Genomic DNA, 21,877 nt, shown 5'->3' with positions numbered 1-21,877 from the left:
TGCACTGATGGTGCGGTTCCAGGGGCCAGGCAGCAAGATTGGGGAAGTTCCTTGCACGAATGCATGTGCGGCATTGAGTGGCCCGTTGGCACCAAAATGGAGAGGTGCCGCATGCTTTTGGGGGGCCCAGTTGCCGCAGGTGATACTTGTATTGGTTTCATCAGGGGCGAGCGCCGCAGGCCAGTTGTCCTGAATGCTGCTGCGGCCCTTTTGCTGGCAATTTGCCGCTCCGCCCACGCCATAGTCCAGGCCGCGTACGGCTTCAAGGGCTGCCAAGTCGGCGATGCGCTGCAGGTCTCGTTTTGCATAGTACATGTAGCCCACGTCCACGATGCCAAGAATGGCAATGAGGACGCCCAGGATCAGCGCGAACTGAACGAGAATGCTGCCGCCCTGGCCTCTGGAGGTGCGGGACAGGGATTTTCTTTGATGGCCGGTCATGGCGTACTCCTGCTATCCAGCTGGAAAGAGACCAGGGAGGAGGCTTGGAGGCGCGCAGGCTCCACCACGGCCCATCCGCCCAGCCTGATTGGTTGGGGCTGTTCGCCTGTGCTGCCAAACATGGGCGGTAGCTGGTAAGAGACGTTGAGGCGTGCTTCCGTTGTGTTGACACTCAAGGTAACGGAGGTTGCTTGTTGAGGATTGCCCGGAATGCCACTGTTTTGCAGGCTGCGCTTGATCACATCGGCGGCTGCAGCCTGGATCGCATGCGTTTGCGCTTCATGGGTAATGTCGTAGGCAGTCAAGGAGCCATAGATCAGGTTCTGTACCATGCGAGCGCCGTCACCGGTAGCCCTGGAGACCGATTGCTGCGCCTGGAGTACACGCCAGTACACCAGAGAGCCCAGCAGCATCAGCAGCATCAGCATGGCAATGAGGGCAAACTCGATCGCAGCCACTCCTGCCTGGTGCAACGGTGAACGCAATGGTCGAGGTGTGAAGCGGGCCATGTCACATCCCTCCATGATCGACGAGGATGCTGGCACTGGCCGACAGGGTTGACGGATTGAGAACGTCCATGCCGAACATGCGCAAGCCCGGGGCCAATGGCGAGGTTCCGTAGGGAATCGAGAAGTCGAGGCGAACCATGCAACGCTCGGTCACTGCAACACCGCAGGTCAGATCCTGGGGGCAGTAGTCGAGATTGCCAACTCTGCAGACACGGACGTTGATGCTGTTTGCGGGGGGGATAAGGGTACTTGGTAGCCAGCCGAGCCTTTCGACGACCACGCCTTGGGCAGTGGCCAGGCGTGTGGACAGGGTGGACTGGTAGCGCAGGGCAGCTCGGGCGCCATCCTCGGCGGCGAACTGCATGGACTCGCGCACCAGAAATGCCAGTCCATAGCTGATGATGGCATACAGCAGCATGAAGAAGACCGGAAAGATGATCGCCCACTCCAGCGCATATACACCGCTTTGGCGGTGTACGGTGGTACGGCAGTCAGGCCAGCCGGAAGTCTGTGTGGGTTGCTGCATAGCGTCTTCTTCTGCGCAATGGGGCTGCACGCCTTGGAGGCCTCAGCGCTTCTTGACACCCAGCCCGGTATCGAACTGCTCGGGAATTTCGGTCTCAAAGCTCTTGAGGTAGCGCTCGTAGCTGCGGCGTGCCTGTTCCGCATCAATATTGCGGGCCCGCTCTCCAAGGGCATTGCGCTGCATGTCCAGCAAGCTATCTGTGGCATAGCCCACATCGCTGCGGTATTGGTAGCCAGAAGAGAGGGCGACGGAGGATTCGCGCGTTCTGGAAGTATTGCGTGCGCTTGCTGCCTGCTCCGTCAGTTCGATTGACTCCAGGGAGGGAGAGGACGGGGGCAGTGTGCCGGTCTGGGCCTGTACGCCGATTGTTGTGAGCGACAGCCACATTGCAGTGGCAGCCGACAGGCAGACGTTGGAGAGAAGACGGCGTTGTGAGGGGCGATATTGAGCGGGCATGGCTTGTATTCCTTATGGTTGTTTTTCTATGGTCGCGCTTGCCGTTGCCTGGGAAGCGAGGGGCGCGGCCAGACCTTGTTGTTGCGACGCAGCAGGCGAAGGCCTGGCCATTGCCTGTTGCACGTTCGCCAACTGCTGCTGCAGGGTCTGTATGGACGTTGCATTGATGAGGGGAGGGACATTCTTGGCCTGCGGCTGCTGCAGCCGCTGCAGTAATTGCGCCGCCTGGTCATGCGCACCGGTGGCCAGCCAGTACAAGGCAAGGTTCAACTGAACACGGGCATTGGCGGGAGCCAGCTGCGCAGCTTGCAAGATGGGGAGCTGTGCCTGCTCCAGCTGCCCTGCCAGCATTTGTGCGTAGGCCAGATCGCTCAGCACGTCGGCATCAATCGGGTTCAGAACGCGGGCCTGCTCAAGTTGGGTGATGGCCTCCGGAAGCTGCCCCTGGCTTGCAAACAGCAGGCCCAGGCCGCGGCGTGCTCGGGCAACCACGGTGGCATCGTTGTGGGTGAGCAAACTTTGGTAAGTGCCCTGGGCCTGCGGTAGCTGGCCAGTGTTGCGCAAGGCGTCTGCCTTGAGCAAACGCAACTGTGGCTTGGCGCCATACTGGCGCTCAAAGGCATCGGTATGCGCCAGAGATGCGTACCACTGGTTGGCCTGTTGCATCTGCGTGATCAGGTTCAGATAGGTCTGCTGCGAATCGACCTGGGTCGATTGCTCGGCTTTGTCCATCTGCTGTTGTGCTTGTGCGGCGGTACCCGCTTCCGACACGCCATAGCCTTGGGGCGGTTTGGAGGCACAGCCGGCCAGCAGCAGAAGGCCACAGGCCATCACAATGTAACGATGCCGTGAGCGGGCTGGGGATGGTTGGCAGTTGTATGGCATTTATCGGCCTCCCATGGCTGAAAGTGAGCGGATGACTGCCGTAAAACCAGGGCCTGCGGTGATCACGAGCAGGGCCGGCAGCAGGGTGAGTACCATCACTCCCGTCATCTTGACGGTGATGGTTCCAATCTTTTCCTTGAAGCTGGCCTGGCGTTTTTCACGCAGTCGAACGCTGAACTCCTTGAGGGGCTCCTGTACTGCGCCGCCATGGCGATCCACTTGCACCAGCAAATTGACCACGGCACTCATATCGTCATCGGCTCCAAGGTAAGACAGTCGCTGTAACGATTGCTCGCGCGTCCTGCCAGAGCTGTGCAGGCGGTTTGCCAGCGTCAGCTCGACGCTGATGACGCGCAGCACGCTGCCGAATTCGGACGCGAGAATCTGCAGGCTCTGGTCGATGCTGAGGCCCACGCCTTGCAGCAGCCTCAGAAGATCCACGAACAAGGGCAGCTCTTCCACCACTTGCTCCCGGCGTTTGGCTGCTTTGGAGCGCATGATCCATTTGGGCAGCATCAACCCGAGCGCAAATGCAACAAATCCATATATCAGGGCCCTGAGGCCGGCAGGCTGCAAGATCAGCAAAACCAGCGCAGGCAAACAGATGGAGAGAATCGCCCGGCTTGCCACGTAGAAAAAGCCGCCACGCGCCAGATCAAAGCCTGCCTGGTCAAGCAGCTTTCGGTCCTCTTCCGCCAACAGGGCTTTGGCAATGCCTGTCTCCAGCCAGGCGGGAGGGCGAATGCTGTCAGCGACGGAGGCGGTCTCGTTGTCTTGTCGGCTGTTGGCCGAGGCCGGTGCCGCGCCCAATCCGGGCATGGGGAACGGCAGTGTGCCAGCTGTGCCTGCCTGGCGCGTCTGCAAAATCCGTTCAACCTGGGCCTGGGCTTGCGACGAACGCCGCATTCGCCACAACAGTCCTGCCGCCATCAGGCCGACGGCAAGCGAGGCGAGGGCCAGACTCATGATCCAAAGCTGTTGCGAGTTCATGGGAGCTCCTTGGCCGAACCGGTACACATCGCAGATGCAATGACAGCAGAGCAACAGAAATGATGATGGGCTTGGGGCATGATGGTCATCACTTCAGACGTGCCAGCCTGTACAGTAGGAAAGAACCACACACTTGCAGACCGCCGGCGACAAATATCAGCTTGCTCCCGGTAGGATCGTTCCACATGCGCATGAAGTAGCCTTCGTTGAGCACGATGATCATGGTGCCCACCACGATGGGCAGCAGGGCCAGAATCCAGGCTGATAGCCGCACCTCGGTGGACATGGCGCGCAGTTCCCGCTCGGCGGATTGGCGGTCGCGGATGTAGGCCGACACGCGCTCCAGCACCACATCGGCGCGGCCGCCATAGCGAGTGCTCATGCGAAAGACTGCGGCAAGCAGACCAAACTCCGGCAGGCCCCAGGTGCGTTCCAGCTGGGTCATGGCCTGCCCGAGATCTGGCGAAATGTTGAGTGAGGCACTGACATGCTGCAGCGCACCACCCAATGGCTCGGGTACGTTGTTGCAGCCAAACTGGAAAGCGGCATGCGGAGAGTTGCCGATGGAGATGAGCCGCACCACATTGTCCAGAAAGGCGGGCAACTGTGACAGCATCTTGGCGCGCCGGCGGCTTAGGCGCATGGCGATGCCAAAGCAGGCAAGCAGCACCAGTACCACCAGGACCAAGGTGCCCATGGCCAAACCGCCATGCAATGCCGTCAGCACCGAGAGGGCGACTCCGATGCAGGCCATCAGCATGAGGGTGCGTGGTGCAATCCCCCAGGCCTCATAGCCCAGAAAGTCTTCCAGTTTCTGCCTGACAGAAGATTCCTTGGGTCTGGCGCTCGCTGTCATGCCGGGCGCATTGCCGGGCAGGGGCATTGCCAGCGGAGTCACCTGCATCTCTCGCTGAATATCCAGGTTGCGCTGCAGATTTTCGTGCAGGGCCTTGCGATTTTCACCACTGCGTGCGCGTGCAAACAGCCACAAGGCCAGGGCCAGCAGAATGCAGGCCAGAGCAGCCAGCACCAGGATGGCAGGGGCCAGGGATGTCATCGCGCGCTCCCTGTGTGCTGCTGTGAGCGCCACCAGGTCAGCAGCTTGGGCGAATGGGGAGAGATGCCCATGGATGTCCAGTTGTCGATTTCCTGGCCATCGGCACCCATCTGCGGCTCATAGCGGTACAGCTCCTGCATGGAGATGACGTTGTCTGTCATGCCCGTTACTTCGGTCAATGACAGCAGGCGTCGCCTGCCGTTGGACAGGCGACCGATCTGCACGATGAAATCCACGGCGTTGGCGATCTGCCGGCGCAGGCTCACCTCGCTGCCCTGAAATCCGGCGAATCCGGCCAGCATTTCTGCGCGGTACAGGCATTCGCGGGGCGAGCTGGCATGGATCGTTCCCATGGAGCCGTCATGCCCTGTATTCATGGCTTGCAGCAATTCCAGCACTTCACCACTGCGCACTTCACCCACGATGATGCGGTCCGGGCGCATGCGCAGGCTGTTGATGAGCAGATCGCGGATGCTGACATGGCCGCTGCCGTCAAAGCTGCCCGGGCGGCTTTCCAGCCGGACCACATGGGTGTGGTTCAAAGAGAGCTCGGCCGTGTCCTCGATGGTCACGATCCGTTCGCTGCTCGGGATGAAATGCGCCAGCGCGTTGAGCAGCGATGTCTTGCCGGAGCTGGTGCCGCCACTCACCAGAATATTGCAGCGCGCCTGTACTGCCATCTCCAGGATGCGACAGATGTCTTCGTTGAAGGTGCCCAGACGCACCAGCTCCTTGGGGGTGAGAGGGTCCTTGCGGAACTTGCGAATGGACACCGACGGTCCGTCGATGGCCAGGGGTGCAATGATGACATTGATACGGCCGCCCTCGGGCAGGCGTGCGTCCACCATGGGGCTGGACTCGTCCAGACGGCGCCCCAAAGGCGCCAGAATGCGCCGCACGATGCGCAGTACATGCTCATCGTCCTTGAAGTGCGAAGGCTCCCGTTGCAGAATGCCGCCGCGCGATACGTAGATCACCTCCGATCCATTGATCAGGATGTCTTCCACGCGCGGGTCCTCCAGCAGCGGCTGCAAGGGGCCAAGGCCGGTCAGCTCGCGGGTCAGCGCGTGGGCAACCAGTTGCGCTTCGACCTCGTTCACAGGCACGGCGTGCAGGCGTATGTAGCTGTCGAGTTCCAGAGAGACAAACTGCGCAATCGCAGCTGGCGACCAACGGCCAAATTCAGCGCCCAGTTCCTCGATCCGGCTGAGCAGATGTTCATAGGCACTGTTCTTCAGATCGGCAAACAGGGCGCTGCCCTCAAACTCGCTGACGGCCGCGGGTGCTGCTGTAGAAGGGAATGCAGTGGGTGTCATGGGCTGCTCAGTGTTTCTTCAAACGTTGCAACCACGCAGCCCAGGGGCTGGATGGGGCGGATGCGTGCGGAGCCGTTGCTGGATGGTTTGCAGCCAGCAACCGGCGCAGCAAACCATCAAGGGCTTGTACATAAGGCTCACGTCTGGGCTGCAGCGGCAGCAGGGCGCCCAGATTGACGACCTGGGCCAGCTCACGGCGCCGCTCTGGAATGACTCCCAGCAATGGCAATTGCAGTTGCTTTGACATCTGCTGCGCGCTCATCTCCAGGCGCGGGTCATGCCTGCTCACGATCAGTTGCAGGCGATCGCGGTCGATCTGGTGATTTTCGAGTTGCTTGAGCAGTTCGGTCGTCCACACCATGCTGGCTACGCTCTGGTCGCACAACAGCCAGATGTCACTGGCCTTGGGCAGTATTTCCATCGCAAGCTGGGGCGATGCCACAGCGCCGAGGTCGAGCACGATATGTTCAAAATACTGGCCCAGGCGTGACAACAGGGCATCCACGTCGGCTGCCGCTACCGCATGTATCGGGCGAGGCTGCGTCAACAGGCGCAGGCCGCTGTCGTGGCGAGCCAGCGCGCTTTGTGCCATACGCCTGTCCATGCGCCGATGCTGGCTGACTGCATCGCCAAAGCTGAACTCACCCGGGGTGTTCAGATAAATGGCACAGTCGCCGCCTGGAGACCCCATTTCGATCAGTAGACAGGCCAGGCTCTCTGCGTCGTCGCTGGCAAGGCCCGTGTGCGGCATGTGGGCTGCCAGATGCTGCTGGAGGTACCAGGCCAGATGGCTGGCTGCCAGGCTGCAGCCCAGGCCAGCGCGCGCCGACAGCAGGGCCGTCACCGGCGCCTGATGGCGGTTGGGCTCCATCACCGGCGGCTGGCTGAGCAGGTGCGCAATGGTCTGCTGGGCGGTATCCAGCGGGCCATCCATATCAAGAAAATCCTGCACGCCGCACCGCAGCGCCGCCAGCATGCATTGCGAATCATTGGCGCGTCCCACGGCAACGCGCGGAATATGTGGAAAGACTGTCTGCAGCTGCGATGCCATAGCCACGGCCGGTTCCATGGCGCCGGGAATGAACTGGATCAGTATCGCCTGGGGTTGCTGGCGGTGCACGGCGTCAAAGAGGTTGTCCTGGAAACGCATTCCATACAGCTCGCTGCCGTTGAGCACGCGGTGCATCCACGTCTGTACCAACGCACCATCGCTGCCATTGCCATGCACCAGTACCAATGGCACGCGTTGTGATGTTCCCGCGGGCGGCGCAGGTGCTGTCAGGCTGCCGTCCTGGCGTGTGTCCACCGATCCGCCAGGGGATGTTGTGCCTATTGAGGAGAAATGCTCCGGGTTGCTGCGCAGAAATGGCATGGATACGACATCCGCACCTGTGTCCTGCTGCGCAGGTGGCCGCACTGACAACAAGTCGGCCAGTGACGGTGTTGCGGCGGGTGCCGCAACCGGAGTGGGGGCAAGGGATTCGCTGTTCATGGCATCAGTACGAAAAGCCCGGCAATGCGGCGCTGCCCGGCGGCGTGCCCAGCATGTAGGGGGCCCACACGTTGCGGGCATTGCGTTGTTCGGAGCTGACGCCTGGCAGCATCGCCTCCAGATTGGTATTGGCCGGCAGGGGTTGAACGAGCCGCGGGGTGACGATGATCACCAGTTCCGTTTCATCCTGCGTGTAGTTCAGGTTCTTGAAGAATGCGCCCAGAATCGGCAGATCGCCCAGCAGCGGCACCTTGCTGACGCTGGACATGGTGTTGCGGCTGACGAGTCCGCCAATGACAAAGCTCTCGCCGTCTGCCAGTTCGACCATCGTGTCTGCACGGCGTGTGCGCAGTGCAGGCACCGTGATGCCACTGATCGTGACTCCATTGGAGTAGTCCAGATCGCTGGCTTCGGGCGCAACCTTGAGTGCAATGCGTTCATCTGACAGGATGGTGGGCGTCAGTTGCAGCTTGACGCCAAATTCCTTGTACTGAATGGAGATGTTGTTGCTGGCGCTGCTGGGTACCGGGATCGGGATTTCACCACCCGCCAGAAAACTTGCGCTCTGGCCTGTATGTGCCACCAGCGTTGGTTTGGCCAATACGCGGGCCAGGCCATTGCCTTCGAGAAAACCCAGTTGCGCAGTAATTCCGGCGCCGCTGAACGCCTTGCCAAAACCCAGCACCAGATTCATCGCACTGGCAATGGCTGATGTTCCGCCTGACCCCGAGCCTGTGCCTGTGCCGGAATCGGATCCCGATCCACCTGTGCTGCCTCCACTGCCATTGCTGCCGCCATTGCTGCTACCGCCGCTGCCACTGCCCGGCGTGAACACACCAAACTGGAACCCGTGGTTGTTGGGCCCGCCGCTTTGCAGGTTCACACCGGCACGGCGCAGCGCGTTCTTCTTGAATTCCACCACCTGTACATCGACTTGTACGGTGTTGCTGGTCACCTCAATCTGCGAGCGGTCCTCAAGGAACGCTCCCTTGGGGGCGCCAGCGCTGGCAACGGCGACTGCCTGGGCATGCTCGGGAAGGCTGGATAGGCGCCTCTCCAATAACAGTCGCGGGTTGTTCACGCGCACCAGCCAGTGCTGCGCTTCGCCCTTGGCAGGCCAGACGACGAGTGTGGTCTGGCCCGGTGCCTTGGGCGTGAGCAAGAGTTCGGGAGTGCCTTTTGCACCGGGCGAGGCGCTGTTCAGATCGCGCAGCACCTTGACGTCCAGCACATTGGGATCACCGACGGCAATACGCGCCACCGCTGCACCATGGGGCAGCAGATGTTGCTTGCCCACAGTCAATTCCAGCGGCGTGCCACGATCGCCCTGCGTGTCAGGTCTGCCTGGATCGGCTCGCATGGCTTCAACAGCGGGCGTTTGTGCCGCTGCGGGTTGTGCGAATGTGCCCAGGCCCACTCCGATCAAACTGGTGATCAGGTGGAGCTTAGCGGCGTGCGGGTGCGTAGTAGGGGTCATATTGCTGGCCTCCTGCCTGGAGCAATGCAGGCTTTGTTGTTCTCGATCACTCTTCAATGAATAGCTGTTTGCGTTTCATGCATGGGCGTGATGGGCGTTCACGGCATATTCCTTTTCAATCAATAGTTCACTGTCTGTACCGCAGCGCCCTGGTACACCTCGACCGCCTGGGTGCGAGGAACTGCTGAGGTGGACGCCGTTCTGGTGGTAGCGGGCTGCGAGGCGCGGCGCTCGTTTCTGGCTGGCGCTCCAACTGCCAGATCCTTGAAGCGCAGGCCCGCAAAGGATCGGTCTGCAGCTTGCAGGGTCTCGTCCTTTTTCAATTTACCGGCCACCGGCTGCAGTACCGTAGGCAATGTGGCGAACAAGGCTGGGTTGGGCACCGTGGTGTCATCCGGGTGGCGCAGGGCGAGGGTGAGGTGGCCGTATTTCTCGGCCAGGGTCAGGCGCTCGACATCTTCCAGCGGTACTGCCAGCACGGCGGTATTTGCGGGGGCAGGCGGTGCTGCGTTTGTGTTGCTGCGGCGGGTGCTGCTGTCACTGTCTTGCTGGGCCTGGCGTTGTGCGGCGGTGGGCGGTGGGTTTTCCACGCTGGCGGCGCCATACGCCAACACGCGGCTGCGGGCCATCAGCAGGCGGGTCTGGGTGTCCACGTCTGCCTGGTCGTTCTTGCCGTCAAGGGTAAAGAACACGTCGACAAAATCACCGGGGCGTACATGGTTGCCTGCAGCCATGGGTTCTTTGACGGCAATCGATACGGCGCGCTGGCCGGCTTCGATCTGCAGGGCCAGGCCGCTGAGCAGGTGCTGTTCGAACAGGGGGGCATCGGCAGGCAGTGCCACGACCGTGGTGCGGCCTACCACGGGTGCCGTGCTGGCAAAGCTGTTGGCGACAGCGGCAGGCAGTTGGGCCAGTTTCACATCATCTGCGGTCAGGCGTTGGCCCGCAGGCACTGCCTTGGCCGCCACGACTACGTCGTAGGTTGCAGATGGCGCCGCCGGTGCCTGCACGGTTGATGCGTTGGGTGTCTGTACCGGGCGGGCTGGCTGGCGGCCCAGCATCCAGGCAGCCACCCCCAGGCCAATGGCAAGCACCAGCAGCAAGCCAGCAAGTATCTTGGTGAGGTTCATCGTGTGTGCTCCTGATGATTTGCTTGTGGTGGGCTCTGCATTGCTGTGGTGCAGCAGATGCTTGGCTTTGGGAACTGCGGCGCTGGCTGCGCGCCTCGCAGATTCCAGGGCCAAGCACCCGGGGTGCCTGGGTTGGGAGGAGGGTGTGGGAGAGCAGTGGGCATTGCGAAGTCCTCAGTTCGCCAGGCTGGGGCCGGTGCGCAGCACCACCCAGATGGCGGCAATCGCCATATAGCCCGCATAGGGAATGCTGCGCTGAATGGCGTGCTTTCCGTCTGCAGCTGTGATGGGGACTGTGGTTGCAGGCACCATGCTGGCGGCCAGTGGTGCAGGCAGATGGGCCTGCAGCCAGTTGCCGTAGCCGCTGGTCTGTAGGCGACGCCATGCCAGCACCGCCATGCCGTGCAGGCCGGCGAGCAGGCTGCCGCCAAGCCAGATGACCAGCAGGTATGGCGAAAGACCAAACCACAGGCCTATCACAGCGGCGAATTTGACATCTCCGGCCCCCATCCAGCGCAGCGCATAGAACGGCAGCAGTACGGCAAATGCCGCGACCGAGCCAATCAGGCCACCCCAGGGTTCTACCCAGAACGGTTGAACGCCGCTGAACAGTGCCACTGCGCCTGTCGCTAGGCCCAGCAGTACCATCCAGTTGCGTACCTTGCGGCTGCGCAGATCCATGGCTGCTATGGCGATCAGCCATAGCAGCAGGATGCTGGAAAGGAGCCCGGTGGTGGTCATACGGGAGTGCAAGTTGCCGCAGCGGCAGTGACGCCAGGAATACCACTGAGCGCGGTAACGACGGAGCAGAAGAGATTGTTCAGGTTGCCACCAACTGCGGTAGCAGCCGCAATAATCGCTACGGCAATCAATCCTGCAATCAGCCCATACTCAATCGCAGTAGCGCCTTCTTCGTCCATCCAGAAGTTCTTGATGAAGTTCGTCATAGTGGTCTCCAGTTTTCACAAGGCCCATGGAGGAAAACAGTGGCTGGCGATGGGCGAACACCGGCCGCTGTATTGGAAAAGGCGTGGCTACCAGCGCACGGCATAGCGCATGTCCTGATAGAGGGGCGCAGCCAGCATCACGGGGTTGAGCCGGGGTGCGAGCTGCAACGGCAAGCGCTGTGCGGTTGCTACGGAAATCGTGGAAACAGGGGGAGATGGATTGGTGGGTGCCGTACCGGGTTCAACGCTGCCGGGTACTGGGGGCACAGCTGGTGTGCCCGAACTGGATGGAGGTAGAGGGCGGGCACCCTGTGCAAACAGCTGGTCGAGCCAGTGCGGAGGCAACTCCGTCGGCAAGAGCTGGCCCGTGGTGCGTACCAGGCGCAATGCGTTGATGCGCTGGTCGTAAATGGCATCGGCTTCGTCCAGCATCAGGCGCTGCATGTCGAGCTGGGCGTCGAGCACCTGGGACAGGCTGCCGCGGCCGACCTGCAAGAGGCGCCGATAGCCTTCAAAGGCGCCGCGCGCTTCGCGCACGGCATCGGAGAGTTGCATTTCGCGGTCACGCCCGGCCTGCCAGCGGCCCCAGGCGGCGGCGGCCGCTTCATGCACCTGGCGGCGCACGGCTTCCTGCTGTGCCTGCTGGGCCTGTAATTCGTTCAAGGCCTTGAGAATGCGGTCGCGCAGCTCGAAGCCGTTGCCGAAGTTCCAGTTCAGCTCCAGCCCATAGCGGGTGCCGTCGTTGTAGAGCACGCTCTTGGGGTCGCGCGTGTGGGCCACCACAGCAGACAAGGTGGGCCAGCGCTGCGCCTTGCTGCGATCCACCTCTGCCTGCGCGCGCTCGATTACATGCGCGATTTCCTTCAGTTCGGAGCTTTGCAGCTCTGATGCCTGCAGGGCAGCGGCTTCGTCCACAGGCATCCAATTGCTGGGGATCTGCAACTGGGGCAATGCCGTGACGCTGGGCGTGTAGTTGAAGTAGCGCACAAAGCGGGCCTGTGCATCCATGCGCTGAGATTGCAAGGCATGCTGCTGGGCCAGGGCACTGGCTCGGCGTGATGCGGCCTGGCGCAGGTCATTGCGGCCGACCGCACCCAATTCGGCGCGGCGCTCTTCCACGCGGGCGAGCTGGCCGATAATGTCTGCCGACTCGGCTGCGATGCGAGCCTTGGTGTCAAAGCGGTGCAGCTCCAAGAGCGCCGTGAGTCCTTCCAGAAGCACATTCTGCCGGGTGCTGTAGAGTGCGCTGCCTTGCGCAGCCTCGGTGGACTCTGCAGACCGGATGCCCGCATCGATGGCGCCGCCATCGAGCAGGCTCAGGCGCACTTCGGCGTTGACTGCGGTGTAGGATTCGCGTTTCTGACTTTGCGCGAGCGAGGCATTGCCCGACGAAGTACCAATTTTGAGAGACGGCCACCGGGCATTCTTGGCGGTGCTCACGTCGTTGCCTGCTGCATCGACCGCAGAGCGCGCCTTGCGCACATCCGGGTACTCGCTCAGCATGGCGTAGAGCGCGGTCAAGAGTTGCTTTTGCGCAGCTTCACCTGCCAATGACCGGGGGCTGAGTTGCGGCGCAAGCAGCAGTTCAAGCTCACGGCTACCCTGTATGGCGTCGACCGGTGGCGCAGAAGCCTCCGCTGCAAGCTCCGTGCTTTCTACCGCAGTGGCAGTTACCGCTGTTGCAACACCGTCGGTCTGGGCAGATACCGCAGAGGCCGCAGCCAGGCCGAAAGCACAGGCAGCTGTCCACCACTGGCGGCGCCAGGATTTTTGGAAATGGAGCAATGTACCTGTCATGGTCATGGCTCCCGGAAGGCTTCGCTCTGGATGTGCAGAACGGGGCGCAGCAGATACCAGATGAATGGCTCGCGACCCAGCAGCAGATCCAGCTCGGCTTGCATGCCTGTGGTGATGCGGTTGTCGGCACGCCCCACCCAGGGCTGCTGCAGGCTGGCCTGGATGCGGAAATACGCGGCGGTGTCCGGCTGCTTGGGGTCCTGGTCGGCATCGGCCGACACCAGTGTGACCTTGCCAGGCACAAAGCCATAGCGCAGGTAGTCGTAGGCAGTGACCTTGGCCTTGGTGGACTGGCCGACGTGCACATAGCCACGGTCTGCGGGGTTGAGGCGCGCCTCCACAATGACTTCGTCCTTGTCCGGCACGATTTCAAGAATAGGCTCACCGGGTTTGACAACCCAGCCGGTGCCCGAGCTGCGCAGGCCCTTGACGACGCCATCGATAGGGGCGAGCACTACCGTGCGGGTGCGCTGGTTCTGGGCCCGCGACAGGTCTTCGGACAGGCTGTGCAGTTCACGCTCGGTCTGCGCCAGCTCTTCGGATGCCCTGCGACGGAAGGCGCCCTGTGTTTCCACCAGCTTGGCCTGGCCTTGTTCTACCTTGGCGCGTGTGCTGACCAGATTCTGCCTGGCTGCGGCCAGGTCGGTGCGGGCCTGTTCGAGCGCGCGCTGCTTGTCGATCACTTCCAATTGGCCAATCAGTTGCTCGGCTGCAAGCTGGTTGGCAATGCTGGCTTCCTGTTCATACAGCTTCAGGCCGGTCTGCAGGCCCGTGATGCGTGCCTGGATCTGCGCTACATCGCCTTGCGCCTGCTGCAGCATGGCCTGAGCAGCAGCCATGCTGCCCTGGTATTCCAGTCCGCGTGCGGCAAATGCACCCAGTTCCGCTTGCACGATGCGCGATTCCAGATCGGCGGAAAAGTCTGCGGCTATGAGGCGGCGGCCCTGGCTTTCTGCTGTCAGCCGGGTCTTGATGGCCTGTGCAGTGGATCGACGGGCGGTGAGTTGCTCCAGATTGAGGCTGGCACCACCCAGGTCGATATCGAGCAGCGGCTGACCTTGGACAACAGTCTGGCCTTCCTTGACATGAACGGCGGTGACGATGCCGCCTTCCAGATGCTGAACGGCTTGAACGCGATCAGACGGGATGACCTGACCGCTGGCGACCACGACGTTCTCAACCGGGTAGAACAGTCCCATCAGTACCAGCACACCCACGGCAGAGGCAATCACCTTGCGGCTACCTGCCAGGCGCTGCAACAGTGGCGGGCGGGTGGGTACAGATGGCGAGACGAGGGGGGAGCCAATTGACGGCGCCAGCTTTGGTGGGGCGTGGTCGTTGGCGGCATCGGGGGCTGCTGCATGCGTATGGCGGTCGTGCGTTGCAGCAGGTGCGGCAGGTGCGGCAGGTGCGGCAGGTGCGGCAGGTGCGGCATTTTGCAGCACTTCGGGCAAATCGTGGTGGCGGCCAGAACGGGTCATGGTGTGGCCTCCTGTGCGATCGCGCCCCGCTCATCATCGTTGCTCACGGTTGGTTGATTGGCTGCTGGTGCCGCCTGTGGCTGGTGCTGCTCGGGTCCGCTGGTACGGGCTACTACCCCAAACAGCTTGGGCAACATGCGCTCCGGAGTACCGTGTTCGACCTGGCCATTCCCTTGAACATGGTAGATCTGTTGGGCCTGCGAGGCCACGCGCAGCGAGTGCGTCACGACCACAACCGTGTGCTTGGCTGCGATCTGGCGCAATGCCTGCAGCAATGCAGTCTCGCTTTCGAAATCCAGATCGTTGCTGGGCTCGTCCAGGATCAGTACCGAAGGATTGCGCAGGAAAAGCTGTGCCACGGCCAGCTTGCGCAACTCACCGGCAGAGAGGCCCGCGCCACCTTCGCCCAGTTCGGTCTGATAGCCGTGCGGCAGTCGGCTGATGAAGCCGTGCGCGCCCGAGAGCTGGCAGGCACGGATGATCTTGGCGTCGTCTGCGTCGGGGCTGACCATGCGCAAGCCATCGACGATCGGGCCGCTGAACCAGTAGTTCTGTTGGGCAAGGCATCCCACCCAGCGGCCCAGGTCGGCGCGTGAGAACTGCGCCATGTCGTATTCGTCAATGGAGATGGCTCCGGCGGTGGGCTGATACAGCCCGGCCATCAGCTTGGCCAGTGTGGATTTGCCGGCACCATTGCGTCCCACAATGGCATGGATGCCGCCAGGGCCCATGCTGAGCGAGACCTTGTTCAGCGCCTGGTGGCCCGAAGGATACTGAAAGCTGACCTGGTCGAGCCTGAACTGACCGCGTGGGCGAGGCAATTCGATGTTCTGGGATGGGTTCTCCAGGGGCTCCTGCAGCACGGCCTGTACGCGTGCAGCGGATTCGTTGGCACGGGCGAGGGAGCGCCAGTTGCTGGCCAATTGGGCGATGGGGCCCAGTGCCTTGCTCGACAGCAGATTGACTGCCATCAAGCTGCCAATCGTCATCCATTGCGCATTGATGGCAATGGCTCCCATGGTGATGACCGCCACCGAGAACAGGGTAAGCAGCACATGGGTGAATTCCTTGGCGTTTTCCATCTCGCCGTTCTTGCGAAAGCTTTCGGCCAACCAGCGGTCGTAGCCGACCTGCCAGGCCTGCAGCGCAGCTGCGTCATATCCGAGTACCTTGAGCGAGGCGCGTGCGTTGCAGATTTCGGCGGTGCTGCGGTCCAGCTGGCGGGCTTGTTCCACTTCTTCAACCTTGCCGCTGCGCACTTCATCGGCCCACCACCAGGCAAGCACGCCCAGGATCAGCATGGCCACCACAATGACCGGCAGCACGGGCCAGGCAATGATGCCCACCACAATCAAGGCCACCAGCGCCATCGGCAGGTCGAGCATGGAGGAGGCGACGCCGCCAGCCACACATGTTCGCAAGGCGCTAATATCGCGGAACAGCTGCAGCCACTGGCTGGATGAGCGCTGCTCCAGTGCCAGCATGGGGTGGCGCAGCATGGATTGCATCAAGGATTGAGAAAGGTCGCGGTCAATCGTGGCGCCTGCTTCGCGCAAGGCACGAGCGCGTTTGCGCCGCAACCACAACTCCAGAATCAAGAAGCACAGCACACCTGCCACCATGGCGATCAAGGTGGCGTTGCCACCGCGCGAGATGACGCGGTTGTACACCTGTAACAAAAAGATTGAAGGCAGCAAGCCCAGCAGGCTGATGGGCAGCGACAGCCAGGCTGCCTGACGCAGGTGGCTGGAAGAGCGTTCAAAGCTGTTGGCAATGGCCCTGGAAAACGGCCCTGCCACACCCGCTGGCGCTGCAGCAGATGCTGCAGAGACCAGTTTGTAAGGAAGCAGGAATTCAATCATGGCTGGAAAACTGTCGGGTTGATAACAACGAGAAACCAATGATCAGGAACCGTTTCCAAAGTATTGTGCAGACATTGAGTAACCATCGGAAGGTTATGTAACCAATAATTTCCATAAATAGTGCCATATAGGTATTAAAAAGTGACAATCTGCACTTTTATGAATGTTAGTAAATGACAACTGCGTTCTGTAGTGATAGCAAGTTGTGCGTAAGTTACGTAACTTTGAGGGAATTTGGAAAATTGGTGATGGATTTTGTTATTCTTTTTTATTAATTGATACAAATAAATAATAAATAAACGTGAGTGCCGGGTGGTACCCAGCTGCCAGTCGTGGAGAGCTTGTCTTTGGGGGGCGCCGCGTTCAGGCGCCTGCAAAGTGCATGGCTGCGTTGATGGTGATGAGCAACTGGCTGGCAACTCGGCAGTCGCTGACCAGTGCATTGCTTGAGCGAGGCGAGAAAAAGGCTGCCTGCTTGCGGTGGTTGCTGGCTTGAAACAGCGCGACTTCCGGCCACACGATGCGTTGGTAGCAGGCGCGAAACAGGGTCTGCATATTGGCTTTGAACTGCGTCTGCATGCCGTCGCTCATGAATTGCGGTTGCCCTTGGCGCAGCGCGCATTCCATGACCGCGATGGCTGTCCAGGGCTGGGCAGCGGGCGAGGGGCGACCACCGTCGTCGGCGATCAGGCGCAATTGGGGCCAGCTTGCGTGCAGCCATTTGCCGTCGTAGCTGCGGCTGGAGCCCTGGAAGGGCAGCAGTTCATCGGGTGCTGACTGCTGCTGGCGCCGGCGCAGGGCTTCCAGGCTCAGCCCGCCCCATGGCGGCGTATCACCTGGGAGGGCAGGTGATACGCCGCCCAACTGTTGGGACAGCAAAGTGATCAGGTTGCTCACGGTCGAAGACGCGATGGCGCCAGGGAACTGCTCCGTGTAACGCACCAGCACGATGAGGCTCATGGCATGCAGCATTTCGCTGGCATAGTCATGCAGGCTCCAGCGACGCATCTGCTCGATCAGATAGGCGATGGCACGGTGGCAGGCCCGGGTGCCTGCGTCGTCCCTGAGAGACTCCATCTGGGTGTTCTTGTGTGCCAGCAGCAAGGCGTAGGTGATGCCCAGATGGTCCAGCAGGGTTCCTGCTTCCGGCCAGCTGCCGTCATCGCTTTGGTGCTGGGCCAGCAACTGCTGCGTGGCACGGTACAGCATGGGGCCTGCTGGGCCATGGCGCAGATGGCTGGGAGACAGGCGAGGGCGGGGAAGTGCTGTCAGCTCGCCTTGCTGGTCAATGTATACGCCTTCCAGCAGCAACTGCCAGCGCGCATGTGTGGTCACGGGAACAGGGTCGCAGAGGCTTTGCACTTCGGCCAGATTGCGCGACGTGTTCTTGCCCAGGGCCGTCAGCAGCTCTGTGTATTCCAGCTCGTCGTCGGCCAGCGCCCAGGTGCGCGTGGGGTCTGCCGTGCGCAACTGGCTCTGCTGAGGCGTTACGGGCTGGATGCCGCAGGCCCAGTCGATACGCAGCTCCACGCCGCTCGCGTTGTGGGCCCATGCCCATTGGCGCACGCGTGTGGCGCCTTCACGCCAGGCGGCGTGCAGGGTCACGCGGCGGATGCTGAAACTGCTGACTGGCAACTCTTCTGCGGCAACGGTAAAGAACAGCACGCAGCAGGCATAGGGGTCGGGGAGCGACACCACATGCTGTGCAACAAACCGGAAAGCCAGATCCAGTTGTTGCGCCAGATCAACGGGCTCCGCTCGCAGCGCGCGGTGGTCGTCTGCAGCCATGGCGGCGGCTGCAGTCGGAGCGGGGCGGCTGAAGAGCGATACGTTCATCATGATGTTCTCGCAGGGGTGACAAGCCCTCTAGTCCTCAAGTTCTGTTCCCCACCGCCACAGGTCTGTGGCGGTGGGGGCCTACGCCTCTTACAGTGCCAGGCTATGGTGCTGCAGATCCTGGCTGAGCACGCCGCTGGAGCCTACGGCGTCTGCTCCGCTGACGTGGCTGCTGATGGCCAGCGAAACCGGATGCAGATCGGCCGAGGCCTGCGCTGCCGTGGAGGTAACGGAGACCGAGCCTCCCAAGCCCAGCAGTCCGCCGCCGCCCAATACACCTCCCAGCGGGCCATTGGTCAGACCGTTGTTGCCCAGCAGCCCTTGCAGCAGCTGGTTGACTGCGCCATCGGCGCTGGTCAGACCATCCGTGAGGCCACCAGTCAAGCTACCTGTCAGATCACCTGTCAGGGTGCCAGCCAATCCATCCTCGCCGAGCACGTTGTTGAGCGTGGTGCCAACGCCACCCAGCAAGCCCTCTGCCAGCGCGGCGACATTGAGATCGTCCGTGCCACCTGCAGCATCCGTGATACCGGGCAGAATGCCGGCAACCGGGTTCAGAACGGTATCGAGCAGACCAGAGAGGTTGCCAGCAGCATCGCCCGCTGCGCCTCCGGTGGAAATACCTGCCACCGTGTCGTGTACCAGGCCGATCACTGGCTCCACCAAGGCATCCAGCACATTGGCAACCGGAGCCAGACCGGTGCCGTCCAGCAGGTCTCCGGCAGTGTTCTGAACCGACAAAACCAGACCGTGCGATCCAGCGCCGCCGCCATTGCCTGTCAGGCCGCCGAGCAGACCGCCCACGAGACCACCTTCGCCAATGACGCCGCCAAGCAGACCGCCGTTACCTCCGATCACGCCACCCAACAGGCCACCTTCGCCGCCCAGCAACCCGCCGACCAGGCCGTCTTGACCGATCACGCCACCGAGCAAGCCACCGTCGCCGCCGAGGACGCTGCCCAACAGGCCGCCCTCACCGCCGAGCAAGCCACCAACCAGGCCGCCTTCGCCAAGGACGCCACCGAGGAGGCCACCGTCACCGCCGAGCACACCACCCAGTAGGCCACCGTCACCGCCAATCACGCCACCGAGCAGCCCGCCTTCGCCGAGGACACCGCCCAACAAGCCGCCTTCACCGCCGAGGACGCCGCCCAACAGGCCATGGACGAGACCACTGATGCCATCGCCCCCGACGCCGCTACCCAGGCCAGCGATCAGTTGGTTGAGGGTGCCGATCACGGGCTCCAGCGCCTGGCCGTCCACTTGCGTCAAGCCATTGACCAGTTCGGTCAGTACGCCCAGGGGGCCGCCGTCCACGTTGGTCAGACCTTCCAGCACGCCAGTCACAACGGCCAGCGTGCCATCGGTGGGGTTGGTCAGTGCATCGAGCAACTGGCTGACCGGCTCTGCCACCGTGCCGCCCAGCAGGCCGTCCACCACGTCTTGCACCGAGGTCACGATGCCATCGCCATTGCCGCCACCAGTACCGCCGCCAGGGATCAAGCCGCCCAGCAAGCCTTCCAGCAGTTCACCCAATCCGCCCAGGCCGCCACCACCTTCACCCAGGCCATTGCCCAGGCCGGCGATCAATTGGTTGAGGGTGCCGATCACGGGCTCCAGCGCCTGGCCGTCCACTTGCGTCAAGCCATTGACCAGTTCGGTCAGCACGCCCAGGGGGCCGCCGTCCACGTTGGTCAGACCTTCCAGCACGCCAGTCACAACGGCCAGCGTGCCATCGGTGGGGTTGGTCAGTGCATCGAGCAACTGGCTGACCGGCTCTGCCACGGTGCCGCCCAGCAGGCCGTCTACTACATCCTGCACCGAGGTCACGATGCCATCGCCATTGCCGCCACCGGTGCCGCCGCCAGGGATCAGTCCGCCCAGCAGGCCTCCGACCAGTCCGCCCAATCCACCTTCACCCAGGCCATTGCCAAGGCCTGTAATCAGTTGATTGAGAGTACCGATCACAGGTTGGAGGGCCTCGCCATCAATCTGTGCCAGGCCGTTGACGAGTTCGGTGAGCACGCCCAGAGGACCGCCTTCCACAGTGGTCAGGCTCTCAAGCGCGCCGGTGACTGCAGACAGCAGGCCGTCGGTGGGGTTGGTCAATGCATCGAGCAACTGACCGACCGGCTCTGCCACGGTGCCACCCAACAGGTCGTTCACGACATCCTGGATCGCAGTCACCAGTCCAGAGTCAGGATTGCCCGGGTGATTGCCGGAGCCGTCGCCCAGCAGCCCGCCCAGCAAAGAGCCTACGCCAGCCAGGAGGCCACCCAGTAGACCGCCTTCATCTAGCAAGCCGCCGAGCACATTGTTCACTACGTTGCCGATGGAGCCACCGGTGCCCAGTTCATTCAGACCTTGCAGCAAGCCGTTGAGCGTATCGATCAGTGGCTCCAGCGCCTGGCCATCGATCAGCGTCAAGCCATCCACCAACTCGGTCAGTACACCCAGGGGGCCACCACTGACGGAGGTCAGGCTCTCCAGCAGTCCGGTTACCGCTGCCAGCGTACCGGTATTGGGGTTGACCAGGGTGTCGATCAGATTGCCAACGGGGCCAGCTACCGTGCCGCCCAGCAGGTTGTCCACCAAATCCTGTACCGAGGTGATCAGACCATGGTCAGTGGAATCCGTCGGGTTGGTCGGGTCCGTAGGATGGGTCGGATCGGTAGGATGGGTCGGATCGGTAGGATGGGTCGGATCGGTAGGATGGGTCGGGTCCGTAGGATGGGTCGGATCGGTAGGATGGGTCGGATCGGTAGGATGGGTCGGATCGGTAGGATGGGTCGGATCGGTAGGATGGGTCGGATCGGTAGGATGGGTTGGATCCGTAGGATGGGTTGGATCCGTAGGGTTGGTCGTATCCGTAGGGTTGGTCGTATCCGTAGGGTTGGTCGTATCCGTAGGGTTGGTCGTATCCGTGGGATTGGTTGTATCCGTGGGATTGGTCGTATCCGTTGGGTTGGTCGTATCCGTTGGGTTGGTCGTATCCGTCGGGTTGGTCGTATCCGTGGGATTGGTCGTATCCGTAGGATTGGTTGTATCCGTTGGATCCGTCGAGTCCGTCGGATCAGTCATGCCGGGCTCTTCGGTCCCTGGGTTGGTGGGCTTGGAATCATCGTCATCGTCACCGCTGTTCAGCAGTGCGCCTGCAAGCACGCCGCCACCAATGCCGACCAGGCTGGCAAGCAAGAAGTCGCCCAGAACGGCGCCACCTGCATCGTCGTTGCTGTCGGTTGCTTCTGTTTTGGCAGCAGGAGAGGCCGCATCTGCAGCTGCAGGAACGGTTTCCACGCTGCCCGAAGCCGCCGTGAATGCCGCCACGCCTGCAGCGCCGCCGCTATCGCAGCTATCCAGCGTGGCTTCGGTATTGGCCGCCAATGTGGCGATCTGCGATTGTCCGTCATGGTTGGTGATGACGGCCTGGGCGTTGCCGCCAGCCGGAACCACAATGGTGTCGCCGATTTGCAGCTTGCCTCCTGCCTGAGCAGCCGTTGACTGGCCACCGCGCACGATCTGCACACCGGCAGACGCTTGGGTGAGCGAGGCGGAAGCCATTTTTGCACCGTCGCCGGATTTGGCGGCATCGTTGGTCACGCAGAGGGTCGATGTGTTGGCGGCGGTCATGTACTGTTTCCCTTTAAAAATTGGTTTTGCGGCCAGTCCGGAAAC

17 protein-coding genes and 1 pseudogene are annotated in these 21,877 nt (G+C 62.0%); all 18 read right to left on the bottom strand.

Annotated elements, in window-relative coordinates:
• Positions 1-441 (bottom strand): annotated as a pseudogene (locus LAD35_RS22420) (pilus assembly protein TadG-related protein); the annotation flags it as partial.
• Entirely contained in the window at positions 438-950 is a 513-nt protein-coding gene (locus LAD35_RS12555) for a TadE/TadG family type IV pilus assembly protein (RefSeq protein ID WP_224149401.1), read from the bottom strand. The gene LAD35_RS12555 and the pseudogene LAD35_RS22420, both read right to left, overlap by 4 nt.
• Position 951: 1 nt before the next feature.
• Positions 952-1,476, bottom strand: a complete 525-nt coding sequence (locus LAD35_RS12550) for a TadE/TadG family type IV pilus assembly protein (RefSeq protein ID WP_224149400.1) — start codon at positions 1,474-1,476, stop codon at positions 952-954.
• Positions 1,477-1,518: 42 nt separating this feature from the next.
• Positions 1,519-1,932: a DUF3613 domain-containing protein gene (locus tag LAD35_RS12545; protein ID WP_224149399.1), complete on the bottom strand. Its 414-nt coding sequence runs from the start codon at positions 1,930-1,932 to the stop codon at positions 1,519-1,521.
• A gap of 12 nt (positions 1,933-1,944) precedes the next feature.
• Complete coding sequence (locus LAD35_RS12540) at positions 1,945-2,763, bottom strand: tetratricopeptide repeat protein (RefSeq protein ID WP_224149398.1); 819 nt, start codon at positions 2,761-2,763, stop codon at positions 1,945-1,947.
• Between the two features lie 54 nt (positions 2,764-2,817).
• Positions 2,818-3,807, bottom strand: coding sequence for a type II secretion system F family protein (locus LAD35_RS12535; RefSeq protein WP_224149397.1), 990 nt, complete (start codon positions 3,805-3,807; stop codon positions 2,818-2,820).
• A gap of 88 nt (positions 3,808-3,895) precedes the next feature.
• Positions 3,896-4,864, bottom strand: a complete 969-nt coding sequence (locus tag LAD35_RS12530; protein WP_224149396.1) for a type II secretion system F family protein — start codon at positions 4,862-4,864, stop codon at positions 3,896-3,898.
• Positions 4,861-6,180: a CpaF family protein gene (locus tag LAD35_RS12525; RefSeq protein WP_224149395.1), complete on the bottom strand. Its 1,320-nt coding sequence runs from the start codon at positions 6,178-6,180 to the stop codon at positions 4,861-4,863. The genes LAD35_RS12530 and LAD35_RS12525 overlap by 4 nt, the downstream gene beginning before the upstream one ends.
• Before the next feature lie 7 nt (positions 6,181-6,187).
• Positions 6,188-7,672 (bottom strand): AAA family ATPase, encoded by a 1,485-nt coding sequence (locus tag LAD35_RS12520; RefSeq protein ID WP_224149394.1) that lies wholly within the window; start codon positions 7,670-7,672, stop codon positions 6,188-6,190.
• A gap of 4 nt (positions 7,673-7,676) precedes the next feature.
• Positions 7,677-9,149: a type II and III secretion system protein family protein gene (locus LAD35_RS12515; protein WP_224149393.1), complete on the bottom strand. Its 1,473-nt coding sequence runs from the start codon at positions 9,147-9,149 to the stop codon at positions 7,677-7,679.
• Positions 9,150-9,268: 119 nt separating this feature from the next.
• Complete coding sequence (cpaB, locus tag LAD35_RS12510; protein WP_224149392.1) at positions 9,269-10,279, bottom strand: Flp pilus assembly protein CpaB; 1,011 nt, start codon at positions 10,277-10,279, stop codon at positions 9,269-9,271.
• 174 nt (positions 10,280-10,453) lie between these two features.
• Positions 10,454-11,020: an A24 family peptidase gene (locus tag LAD35_RS12505; protein WP_224149391.1), complete on the bottom strand. Its 567-nt coding sequence runs from the start codon at positions 11,018-11,020 to the stop codon at positions 10,454-10,456.
• On the bottom strand, positions 11,017-11,226 hold the full coding sequence (locus tag LAD35_RS12500; protein WP_224149390.1) for a Flp family type IVb pilin: 210 nt from the start codon (positions 11,224-11,226) through the stop codon (positions 11,017-11,019). The genes LAD35_RS12505 and LAD35_RS12500 overlap by 4 nt, the downstream gene beginning before the upstream one ends.
• 87 nt (positions 11,227-11,313) lie before the next feature.
• A complete protein-coding gene (locus LAD35_RS12495; RefSeq protein WP_224149389.1) occupies positions 11,314-13,023 on the bottom strand; it encodes a TolC family protein in 1,710 nt (569 codons plus the stop codon).
• Between the two features lie 2 nt (positions 13,024-13,025).
• Positions 13,026-14,504: an HlyD family type I secretion periplasmic adaptor subunit gene (locus tag LAD35_RS12490; protein ID WP_224149388.1), complete on the bottom strand. Its 1,479-nt coding sequence runs from the start codon at positions 14,502-14,504 to the stop codon at positions 13,026-13,028.
• Positions 14,501-16,366: a peptidase domain-containing ABC transporter gene (locus LAD35_RS12485; protein ID WP_224149387.1), complete on the bottom strand. Its 1,866-nt coding sequence runs from the start codon at positions 16,364-16,366 to the stop codon at positions 14,501-14,503. The genes LAD35_RS12490 and LAD35_RS12485 overlap by 4 nt, the downstream gene beginning before the upstream one ends.
• A 363-nt stretch (positions 16,367-16,729) precedes the next feature.
• Entirely contained in the window at positions 16,730-18,205 is a 1,476-nt protein-coding gene (locus tag LAD35_RS12480) for a hypothetical protein (RefSeq protein WP_224149386.1), read from the bottom strand.
• A gap of 87 nt (positions 18,206-18,292) precedes the next feature.
• Positions 18,293-21,832, bottom strand: a complete 3,540-nt coding sequence (locus LAD35_RS22350; protein WP_317986703.1) for a hypothetical protein — start codon at positions 21,830-21,832, stop codon at positions 18,293-18,295.
• Positions 21,833-21,877: the final 45 nt, after the last annotated feature.

Source organism: Comamonas odontotermitis (assembly GCF_020080045.1).
Classification (GTDB): Bacteria; Pseudomonadota; Gammaproteobacteria; order Burkholderiales; family Burkholderiaceae_C; genus Comamonas; species Comamonas odontotermitis.
The sequence above is the reverse complement of the archived record's forward strand: the minus strand, read 5'-3'. Positions and strand labels throughout refer to the sequence as shown.

Coding starts and splice junctions, on each gene's coding strand:
- LAD35_RS12555 (WP_224149401.1), bottom strand. CDS start 950: ATGGCCCGCTTCACACCTCGACCATTGCGTTCACCGTTGCACCAGGCA.
- LAD35_RS12550 (WP_224149400.1), bottom strand. CDS start 1,476: ATGCAGCAACCCACACAGACTTCCGGCTGGCCTGACTGCCGTACCACC.
- LAD35_RS12545 (WP_224149399.1), bottom strand. CDS start 1,932: ATGCCCGCTCAATATCGCCCCTCACAACGCCGTCTTCTCTCCAACGTC.
- LAD35_RS12540 (WP_224149398.1), bottom strand. CDS start 2,763: ATGGCCTGTGGCCTTCTGCTGCTGGCCGGCTGTGCCTCCAAACCGCCC.
- LAD35_RS12535 (WP_224149397.1), bottom strand. CDS start 3,807: ATGAACTCGCAACAGCTTTGGATCATGAGTCTGGCCCTCGCCTCGCTT.
- LAD35_RS12530 (WP_224149396.1), bottom strand. CDS start 4,864: ATGACATCCCTGGCCCCTGCCATCCTGGTGCTGGCTGCTCTGGCCTGC.
- LAD35_RS12525 (WP_224149395.1), bottom strand. CDS start 6,180: ATGACACCCACTGCATTCCCTTCTACAGCAGCACCCGCGGCCGTCAGC.
- LAD35_RS12520 (WP_224149394.1), bottom strand. CDS start 7,672: ATGAACAGCGAATCCCTTGCCCCCACTCCGGTTGCGGCACCCGCCGCA.
- LAD35_RS12515 (WP_224149393.1), bottom strand. CDS start 9,149: ATGACCCCTACTACGCACCCGCACGCCGCTAAGCTCCACCTGATCACC.
- cpaB (WP_224149392.1), bottom strand. CDS start 10,279: ATGAACCTCACCAAGATACTTGCTGGCTTGCTGCTGGTGCTTGCCATT.
- LAD35_RS12505 (WP_224149391.1), bottom strand. CDS start 11,020: ATGACCACCACCGGGCTCCTTTCCAGCATCCTGCTGCTATGGCTGATC.
- LAD35_RS12500 (WP_224149390.1), bottom strand. CDS start 11,226: ATGACGAACTTCATCAAGAACTTCTGGATGGACGAAGAAGGCGCTACT.
- LAD35_RS12495 (WP_224149389.1), bottom strand. CDS start 13,023: ATGACAGGTACATTGCTCCATTTCCAAAAATCCTGGCGCCGCCAGTGG.
- LAD35_RS12490 (WP_224149388.1), bottom strand. CDS start 14,504: ATGACCCGTTCTGGCCGCCACCACGATTTGCCCGAAGTGCTGCAAAAT.
- LAD35_RS12485 (WP_224149387.1), bottom strand. CDS start 16,366: ATGATTGAATTCCTGCTTCCTTACAAACTGGTCTCTGCAGCATCTGCT.
- LAD35_RS12480 (WP_224149386.1), bottom strand. CDS start 18,205: ATGATGAACGTATCGCTCTTCAGCCGCCCCGCTCCGACTGCAGCCGCC.
- LAD35_RS22350 (WP_317986703.1), bottom strand. CDS start 21,832: ATGACCGCCGCCAACACATCGACCCTCTGCGTGACCAACGATGCCGCC.